Origin of the sequence: Paenibacillus sp. VTT E-133280, assembly GCF_002264385.1 — a bacterium.
Classification (GTDB): Bacteria; Bacillota; Bacilli; order Paenibacillales; family Paenibacillaceae; genus Paenibacillus_AQ; species Paenibacillus_AQ nitricinens.
Map to the genome: position 1 here is coordinate 1 of NZ_NFUX01000121.1, position 10,099 is coordinate 10,099.

Sequence of the window (10,099 nt, forward strand, 5' to 3'; positions counted from 1 at the left end):
GGTTAAAGTCGCCGCTGTTGCGGTGAGGCTGTATGCTAGAGTAGGTCCTAGGTTTAAGGTCATTTTGGTAAAATGATCTCCCACGACCTTAAAATTATTACCATCATAAATGATGCCATTAAGATTAGAGGTAAGATCTGATGTTTCCTGAGTCCACGTGGATCCATCTGCCGAAGTGAATAACTCACCTTTTAATCCAACAGCCAGAAAACTCCCATTACCAAAGCTGATATTATTTAATGCATCAGCTGATATTGTAACCTTCGTAAAAGTTACCAAATCTTCTGTGGTTAGAATTACCGCCTGCTGGCTAAGTGTATCTTCTCCAACCAGAATATAAGCTCTACCATCATAGGCAATTCCCTTTAAAGAGGTATTTGGAAAACCAATCTCTAAGGGCGTACCCCACTGTACACCATCTGATGATTTTGCTATAACAACATTATCGGGCTCATAGGTACTAGGATTGTAATTCATCCCGAGAGCTACAAATTGATTATTCAAGTAGGTTACTGTATTAAACGCATAATCCCCGTTCTTAAATCGCTCTGTCCATGCGTTTCCATTTACTGAAGAGTAAATTCCACCATAATCAGAAACAGCAACGTATTGATTTGCGCCAAAAGCGACACCGCTTAAATTGTCCTGCACACCGCTATCTGTCACCGTCCAAGTGTCACCGTTAGTCGAGGTAACCACTTTGGCATTAAGATTGTAGTTTTCTTTATTTGTAACCGCAATAAACTTCCCTGCTCCATATGTGACCGCATTCATTCCCGGCAGCTTTGAGGAAGTGACATCATTCCATACTGCGGAGCTATTAGATTTGTAGATAGAACCATATTCCCCGGATGAGACGGCAATATAATTACCATCACCATCCTTAGCAATACTTTTCAGATTGCCGCTGACATTACTCCACGCCGATAGGTCAGAAGAAACCAGCAATCCGCTGCCCCCTGAGGCAACATATTTGCCATTTCCGTAAACCATATTGTTCACCATCATTGTTGTATGGGTATCCGAAGATGTCCACTGGGTGCTGTCCAACGGAGCCGCAGCAGATTTATAAATTACCCCTTGTCCATATAACAAATAGCTCCCATTTAAAGAAGCCCCCCCATAAAATTGCTTATTATCCCACGAAGCATCAACGGTCCAGTTAGCGCCGTCTGTAGAGGTAAATACTTTTTTAGCAAAAGGAGTCACGATATAACTAAAAAAACGATCCTTTAAATACATTACATTCGTAACAAAAGGCCAATTCGAATTATAGTGGTCGATCACTAGATTGGTTAAGGTAACCGTTGTCCAGTTGATCAGATCTGTTGAGGTGTAATAGACTGCATTGTTAGCAGAGACTACGTATTTGTTCTGTCCGTAAGCAATATCCGTTAACATTTGCATACCGAATATTGTATTGGTAGAAGTAATTCTTGTATCTGTCCAGACAACGCCATCCGAGGATTGCAGAAGAGTTACATCATAAGAAGGTGGATTGGTACCATTTTTATATACTGACTGCCATACAAAGAATTTCCCATTAACCGCTTTCAGTCTTTCCGGAGTGATCGATAACGTAGTTTTGGTCCAGCTTTCACCATCGGCTGACTTATATACTGCCTTTTCACTGCCATCGATAGCTAAGAACAGCCCATTAGCGAACACGATTGAGTTAAGCTTGGGACTTCCCACCTTTTTAGAGATAGACCAATCCACACCATTCGTTGAAGTAGATATTCCTCCTTGGCCCACCGCAACAAAAATACCATTGCCAAATGCAACACTGTTCAAATCTCCAGCTGATGTGGAACTTTGATCAATGATATTGCTATTGCTGGGTGCTGCATCCGTTACTCCAGGCATAAATAGAGAACTTACGATAGAAAATACTAAACTTATTGCTAATAAAAGATTGCCACTCCGCTTAAACACAAGTTTCCCCCTTTGGCATTACACCATAATATAAATCAACAGTTCCACCATATGGAAATTGAATGTCTTTTCTAAGCTTTTTAGCCATTTGGTTTGTTTTTTATATCGGTATAATCCGAGAGAATTATTATGAATTTAACATTAAATTTTGATTAAAAATGAAGAATCTTTTTATCGCGCACATGTGGTTTCCATGACTTTACAAATGAGAAAAAAACCTATTAAATATCAGGTCTTCATCCTGTATTCAATAGGTTTTTTATGAGAATGCACATAGCTTCTTATATTTTATTGTTAAAGAGAAATCGCTGCTTCTAATGCAACTTCCATCATGCTGTTGAAAGAATTTTGTCTTTCTTCAGCCGTGGTTACCGCATGAGTCACTAATGAATCTGAAATAGTAAGAATACATGCCGCTTGTTTACCTAATACTTTCGCATTATGGAACAATGCATAGCTCTCCATTTCTACACATACACAGCCATGTTCATTGTAAAATTCATTGTGGCCGGGCACGTTGTCTTCATGGTAGAATACATCGCTTGAATGAATTCTCGCCGTTAAAATTGGCTTGTTAATACGTTTAGCAGCTTCTTCAATGACTTCGTTCAATTCTTTACTTGGCAGCTGCACGTCTCCTTCTACACCACTTTGCACATAGGCGTATGTAGATTCACTCCAGGCACTATCTGCCAGTACCACATCAAATAAATTCAATTTATCTGTGTAGGCACCTGCACTACCGATACGAATGATGTTTTCCACACCATAATTTTTGTATAGTTCATAAGAATAAATACCGATACTTGGCATTCCCATTCCCGAACCCATTACTGACACTTCTTTACCTTTGTAAGTGCCTGTATATCCAAACATATTCCGTACCGTATTAAATTGGGTTGGGTTTTCCAAATAGGTTTCTGCGATATACTTCGCTCTTAACGGATCTCCTGGCATTAATACTGTTTTGGCGATTTCACCATTTTGTGCTGCATTGTGCGGTGTCGACATAATTTATTCCTCCTAAGTTTGTTACTCAACTACTATCTTACTATACCATCCATGAATTTAAATATACGTTTAAAATATTCTTTAGTTATAATTTATTCGCAATTCATTTAGTTTTTGGAACATTATTTTGATTTCCTCCATCTTCTCTATCGAATTATCATTTGGTTCGTAATCCCCTTGATTTTATTTGCTCATTGGCGCATAAAAAAGCCCCCACTTTGTGAAAAGTGAGGGCTTTGGATCTTTGCTTTTATTAACCGTATCGATTAGTTACGGATCAGATAATCAAATGCACCTAAAGCTGCAGTTGCACCAGATCCCATCGAAATGATGATTTGTTTATAAGCACTATTAGTGCAATCGCCAGCAGCAAATACTCCTGGTACGTTTGTGGCACCATGGCTATCTACAACGATTTCGCCAACGCGAGTACGTTCAACCATGTCACCTAACCAATCTGTATTCGGAACCAGACCGATCTGTACAAATACACCTTGCAATTCGATATGGTGAGTTTCTTCTGTTGCGCGATCGATATAAGAAATACCATCTACCTTATCAGTTCCGGTAATTTCTTTCGTTTGCACGTTCTTAAGCACAGTAACATTAGGAAGGCTGTAGAGACGGTCTTGCAGTACAGCATCTGCTTTGAGCTCTGGAGCAAATTCCAGAACCGTGACATGCTTCACTATACCCGCAAGGTCAATAGCTGCCTCAATTCCAGAATTACCGCCGCCGACAACGGCAACATCTTTGCCTGCGAATAAAGGACCATCACAGTGTGGGCAGTAGGCTACACCTTTATTCTTGAATTCAGCTTCACCAGGCACACCCATATTGCGCCAACGAGCACCTGTCGATAGAATGACCGTCTTACTCTTTAGAACAGCACCGTTCTCGAGTTCAACTTCAATTAATTCATTCTTATCTAAACGTGTAGCACGTTGTAATTTCATCACATCAATGCCGTACTCTTTCACTTGCTCTTCGAGTTTAGCCACTAGCTGAGGACCTTCAATGTAATTCACACTGATAAAGTTCTCAATACCAAGTGTGTCGTTAACCTGTCCGCCTAAACGTTCAGCAACAATACCTGTGCGAATCCCTTTACGTGCCGCATATATTGCTGCACTTGCGCCTGCTGGACCACCACCAACAACAAGCACGTCGTACGGTGCTTTGTTGTCAAACTCTGATGCATCCACAGTACTACCCATTTTAGCTAGAATTTCTTCAACCGTCATACGACCACTTTCGAAAAATTCACCGTTAAGGTAAACGCTTGGAACAGACATAATTTCTTTGCGCTCTACCTCTTCTTTGAACACTCCGCCGTCAATCATCGTATGGGTAATGCCGGGATTAAAGATACTCATTAGGTTCAGTGCTTGTACAACATCAGGGCAATTATGACAGCTTAGGCTGACATAAGTTTCAAACTTATATTCGCCACTAATGCCTTTGATCTGATCAATAACACTTTGCTCAACCTTAGGCGCTCTTCCGCTAACCTGCAATAGAGCCAATACTAATGAAGTAAACTCATGTCCAAGCGGAGTTCCAGCAAAGGTTACGCCCGTATCTTCACCTACACGATTTACGCTAAAGCTTGGGGTTCTAGGGAGTTCGGTTTTTTCTACCGTAATCCTAGCTGACATTTTGGCAATCTCATCAACCAGCGCTTCCATCTCTTCCGAAGCTTCGTCAGTGCCTGCACTGATTTTCAGTACTACGTCGCCTTCCAAGAGTTCTAGGTATTGCGCAAGTTGAGCTTTTATTTCTTGATCTAATTTCATTAGCTTTCGCTCCTTAAATCTTACCTACAAGATCCAGACTTGGTTTAAGAGTTTCTGCACCTTCAGACCATTTCGCTGGGCATACTTCACCTGGATGATTGCGTACATATTGTGCTGCTTTGATTTTGTTAACAAGTGCACTAGCATCGCGACCAATACCACCAGCATTAATCTCAACGGTTTGGATAATACCGTCTGGATCAATGATGAATGTACCACGATCAGCAAGACCGTCAGCTTCGATCAATACATCAAAGTTGCGGGAAATCACATGAGAAGGATCGCCGATCATGATGTATTTTACCTTGCCAATAGCTGCGGAGCTTTCATGCCATGCTTTATGTGTAAAGTGAGTATCTGTGGAAACGGAATATACTTCAACACCCAATTGTTTCAGGGTTTCATATTGGTTTTGCAAATCTTCAAGTTCAGTTGGGCATACGAATGTAAAGTCAGCTGGGTAGAAGCAAACTACACTCCATTTACCTTTAAAGTTTTCTTCTGATACATCGATGAATTTCCCATCTTGAAATGCGCTTGCTTTGAAGGGTAGAACTTCTGTTCCGATTAGTGACATATTATTTAAATCTCCTTTAAGTTTTATTTTTTGTGAGCACAATATTCAAATCTGCAAACATCACATATCTGAATACTATTTGTAATTATTATAATTAACCAAATTAAGGCCTGTCAAGTTATTTATAATAATTCTAATATGATAATCGTTGTCAGTCGCTAAATGTTCATAAATTATCATACTTATGAGCTAGTATGGGTTAGTTTTTACGTTTTATGTAGAGCAATTTCTACAATTCAAAGTCATCTGCTATAGAATTAATAATAGTTAAGGATTCCTTTGCTGCCTTTTGGTTAGAAGATCGATTTCCATGATATGTAATTAATGCTTTCCATAAAGCCCATCCTCTTGCTCTGTTCCAAGTCCCTTCATCCATCTTTAATACATCCTTGAATACCTTTCTGCTATCCTTATCAAAAAAGTTCCAAGCCATTGCCGCATCACAAGCAGGATCGCCTACCCCCAAGATTCCAAAATCAATGACGGCGCAAATCCTCCCATTCTCAACCAAAATATTCGCTGGCGCAATATCACCATGAACCCAAACCGGCTGCGAATTCCGCTTAGAATCTAATGCCGTCTCCCAAATTTTTTTCAACTTACCTTCATTAAAAATATCTTTATTCTGTTCCAGTGCGTGTCTAGACTCTTCATCATATACAGCTAAAGATCCACCTCTATAGAAATTATGCGCTCCTGCTAAAGGTCCTCCACTAGCCTCAATAGATTGTAATTCGATTAAAAATGCTCCTAAATCTCTAGCGACTTGATTAAGATCATTAATATTTTGATACGTTAATGTTTCACCCTCTACCCACTTATTGATAGACCAAGGCCATGGATATGTTTCACTAGGCTCCCCTTTAGCTAATGGTGTTGAAATCGGTAGTGTGAGTTCTTTAGCTAAAATGGGCAACCATCGTTGTTCTTTCTCCACTTGTGGAGCGTAAGCTGCCGCACTGGGTAACCTCACGCTCATATGCTCGCCTAAATGAAACGTTCGATTATCATGCCCACTGCATTTTACCGGTCTAATCTCTAAACTGGACCATGCGGGAAATTGTTCATTTATTAATCTCGCAACTAAATCAACGGTAATTGTATTCATAAAACCCTCCCTATCCTAAGTTTTACTAGCCAATTTCGTAAGAGACATCTAATATTATGTTAGTCTTACTAGTATCTACTTGCAATCTCTGCATTTAGATCAGCCACAAAAGGGACAAGCTAAGAAAGAAGCAGTTGAAAGGTTTTTTAACATAATATAATTACGAGGAAGAGGGGTGTTCCTTAATGACAAATAGCAAAACGAATCCTAAGGTAGACGGATTTTTAAGGAAAGTAAAACAGTGGCAGGAAGAATACGAGACGTTGAGAAATATCGTTCTTGACTGTGAATTGACCGAAGATTTTAAGTGGATGCATCCTTGTTATACGTTAGAGAACAAAAACATTGTCTTAATCCATGGATTTAAAGAATATATTGCGCTGCTGTTTCATAAAGGTGTCTTATTAAAGGATACCCATGGGATTCTGATTCAACAAACGGAGAATGTTCAAGCAGCACGCCAGATTCGGTTCGCCAATGTTCAAGAGATCCTAGAAAAAGAAAATATCATAAAAGACTATATCTATGAAGCCATCGAAGTTGAAAAGGCTGGCTTGGAAGTAGAATTTAAAAAGAACACGGAATTCAGCATTCCTGATGAATTTCAAAATAAACTCGATGAAATGCCTGCCTTGAAAACTGCTTTCGAAGCTTTGACGCCTGGACGACAAAGAGCCTATCTTCATCATTTTTCTGAACCCAAGCAGTCCAAAACTCGAGTCTCTAGGGTTGAAAAATGGATGCCGCAAATTCTGGATGGAAAAGGATTAAATGATTAATGTTATAGGAAGAAGCAACCTTAGAACGGTGGGAAATCCGAACTGAGGCTGCTTCTTCTCTTTTTTACTAAGACAGATTTATTCTATTTCAGGTAGGTTCCTGTTACTCCAATTCCACCGCTACCGTTCAATACATAGACTCTCGCATTTCCTTTTCCGGAGCATACCAGTGTGATTGTGCCGTTAGTAACGGTTTTGGTATCGCCAGTCACCGCATCCACGTAAGTTCCATTCGGAATTCCGGTAAATGTCGCATTTCCTGAGATCGTAACTAATGCAAAGCTATCAATACCACTGGTGCTGTCGGTGTATCTTCTTTTAAATGCCAAATTACCGGATACATTTTCTGTGGAATATTGACCTTTTTGCAAGGCTGGAACAGCTCTTCTGATTAAATTAAGCTGTCTGATATGTTTGGCCAACGGATAGTTCAATGAATCGGCAAGTGTGCCGGTTGCGTTTGTATATTTACCGTAGTCCTGAACCGTAACGCTACCCTCGATATGATCTCCGAAGTAAGCGCGCCCTGTTGAGCTGAGCGGAGCATTTGGACCTACATCGATGACTGAACCTTTTTTAAATTCAATTTCTGAACCATAATAGATCGCAGGGATTCCTCGGAAGGTGAACATCAGGGAGAGATTCTCAGCCCAAGTATCTTGTGTTCCTGCAAACCGTTGATTCTCAGGTGCTTGGTCAGGTGCATAATCATGAGAGTCAACATAAGTTACATTCCAGGTCGCATCGTTATAGAATTGATCCCCACTCCTCATACTGAAGGCTTCCTGTGCTGTCTTGAACGCCCAATGCATTGGAAAATCAATGACATCCATACCGGATTTCATCGAATAATCAGGCGCATGATAATTATTGCCGAGTAAAAATGCATTGTTCGAGGTTGGCTGTCCTGTTGTAGTAGAGTTATCCGCCCACTCTTGTTCTACCGACAGCTTATTGGAAGCGTAGTCATTTTGTCCATCACCCGGATAGGCTTTCGAGCTTTTCCATGTATAGAATGGCGTCGATATTGCCGGGATTCCACTGTTCCACACATCTCTGTACCGAGTAGCTACTTCCCCAAAGACAAAGAAGTTGGAGCCCCCTCTTGTTTTCCAAGCAGGAACAAAGTATTTGTTAAAAATATACCGGCTAACATGCTTCACAGTATCGACCCGGAAAGCATCAACACCCATGTCGATATATTGATTATAGCTGTCAATTAGGTACTGATTCACTACAGGGTTCTCTGTGTTCAAGTCTACGGCATCTCCTGCAATCTGTCCTGTCTGCACGGTATAAGATTCCCAGGAAAGACTTTTTTCGGTATGGTACATGTTATTGTTGGTGTCCGCATTTTTCATGATGGCGAGTCTTGCCTGATATTGTTGATCAGGGGTCATCGTATCGTAGTTGGCTGGCAGTTTATCCGTAATTTTGATCATATTATTCACGGTGTCGGCTGCGGCTGGATCTTTTTTGAACATAGGTAACAGATTCTCTTCCCCAAAATTACCGGTATGATTCACGACAATATCCTGAATGACCTTTATCCCTTTGGCATGAGCCGCATTGATTAATTCCTGATAAGAGGCTCCCGCTGATTCGTACCTTGGATCTACTTTGGAAAAATTAATCGCATGGTAGCCATGATAATCATACCCGCTGGCATTCTGCACCACTGGTGTAATCCAAATCGCACTGAATCCGAGCGCTTTGATGTAGTCGAGCTTTTGGATCAATCCCTTAAAATCCCCTCTCCAAGCTGGGTCTGAATCCGGATTCCCCGCCTTAGCATCATCCCATGAATGCACATTGTTACTCGGATCACCATCATAGAATCGTGAAGTAATTACGAAATAAATGGTGTCTTCGCGGAAATCGCCTTTATTTCCAATCGTGTAGACGAAGCTCTGTTTCGTTTCATTTCCCGCACCGTCGACGACTAGGAATTTCAGTGTTGTCGTCTTATTAATGAGGATGGACGGTCCTGCCAGAGCCGTTAAAGCATTTCCTGAGATGTAGACTTTTGAGTTAGCCGTTGGTTCCGTACCATTATCCGTGTAATATGCGGTGGTGGTTGCCGCTTTGTTATCTTTTATATTAAAAGATACGGTTACTGCAGAGCTTGAATTTCCAACAGGTAAATTCGCTGTAATCGTTGGCGCTTGCAGGTCGAGATTTAGGTCAATAACATAAGCAAAAGTGCCTACGCTGCCTGCTTGACCTAAGGAGTTCACACCAAAAGCCTTGATAGTCATAGTAGAGACTACTTGGATTGGAGTCGTGTATAAGGTAGAAGATGTCGTAGGTGTCGACCCGTCTGTTGTATAGTAGATTTTATCGCTGCTACTGAGACTGGAAAGCTTCACGGTTTGAGCAGAATCATATGTCTTAGGCGTAGGAGAGACTGAAATCACAGGGATCTTCGGAATTTCTGGATTTGCGTCATACCACACATTATCCGAGGAATACCAGCCCTCTTTTACACTGCGGGACAAGTCGGCGGTCTGTTTGCCGTTGCCATCATTAAAGATAAGGCTTGTGCCAGAGGCGTTGGCAATAGTATAACTGTACCAGTCATTCCCATCCGATTTCATCAGAATTCCTGGCCAAGCTCCGCTTGTTGGAACCGTCGTCGGACTCAGATTCCAGTAATGGATTCGGATCGTTGAGCTCCAGCTTGCTGGTTTCTTAAAATGAACCGTTAAGCCAGCCGAAGTTGGCGTTGGTGCAGGTGTTACGGTTGGTTTTGGTGTAGGTGTTGCGGTAGGTGTTACGGTTGGCGTTGGTGTAAGAGATGCGCTAGGTGTTGCTGTAGGAGTCACTGTTGGCGTTGATGTTGGCGTTGATGTAGGTGTTGCGATAGGTGTTGGTGTAGGAGTCACTGTTGGCG

Annotated in this window: 7 protein-coding genes; 1 reads left to right on the top strand and 6 read right to left on the bottom strand. The window is 41.2% G+C overall.

Annotated features, from left to right (window positions below; genetic code table 11):
- From CA600_RS29685 to CA600_RS29705, 5 genes are all read right to left on the bottom strand, one after another.
- A partial coding sequence (locus CA600_RS29685) for a sialidase family protein (protein ID WP_094874688.1) occupies positions 1 to 1,935 on the bottom strand: 1,935 nt, incomplete at its 3' end.
- Positions 1,936 to 2,229: 294 nt separating this feature from the next.
- Positions 2,230 to 2,946, bottom strand: coding sequence for a purine-nucleoside phosphorylase (deoD, locus tag CA600_RS29690; RefSeq protein ID WP_094874689.1), 717 nt, complete (start codon positions 2,944 to 2,946; stop codon positions 2,230 to 2,232).
- A gap of 266 nt (positions 2,947 to 3,212) precedes the next feature.
- Positions 3,213 to 4,742: an alkyl hydroperoxide reductase subunit F gene (ahpF, locus tag CA600_RS29695; RefSeq protein ID WP_094874690.1), complete on the bottom strand. Its 1,530-nt coding sequence runs from the start codon at positions 4,740 to 4,742 to the stop codon at positions 3,213 to 3,215.
- A 13-nt stretch (positions 4,743 to 4,755) separates the two neighbouring features.
- Positions 4,756 to 5,319 (bottom strand): alkyl hydroperoxide reductase subunit C, encoded by a 564-nt coding sequence (ahpC, locus tag CA600_RS29700; protein WP_042192019.1) that lies wholly within the window; start codon positions 5,317 to 5,319, stop codon positions 4,756 to 4,758.
- A gap of 229 nt (positions 5,320 to 5,548) precedes the next feature.
- Positions 5,549 to 6,427: an aminoglycoside phosphotransferase family protein gene (locus CA600_RS29705; RefSeq protein ID WP_094874691.1), complete on the bottom strand. Its 879-nt coding sequence runs from the start codon at positions 6,425 to 6,427 to the stop codon at positions 5,549 to 5,551.
- A 185-nt stretch (positions 6,428 to 6,612) separates the two neighbouring features.
- On the opposite strand from CA600_RS29705, the gene CA600_RS29710 reads away from it, so the two are divergent.
- Positions 6,613 to 7,206: a YdeI/OmpD-associated family protein gene (locus CA600_RS29710; RefSeq protein WP_094874692.1), complete on the top strand. Its 594-nt coding sequence runs from the start codon at positions 6,613 to 6,615 to the stop codon at positions 7,204 to 7,206.
- 83 nt (positions 7,207 to 7,289) lie between these two features.
- On the opposite strand, the gene CA600_RS29715 is transcribed toward CA600_RS29710, so the two are convergent.
- On the bottom strand, positions 7,290 to 10,031 hold the full coding sequence (locus CA600_RS29715) for an alpha-amylase family glycosyl hydrolase (RefSeq protein ID WP_441339160.1): 2,742 nt from the start codon (positions 10,029 to 10,031) through the stop codon (positions 7,290 to 7,292).
- Positions 10,032 to 10,099: the final 68 nt, after the last annotated feature.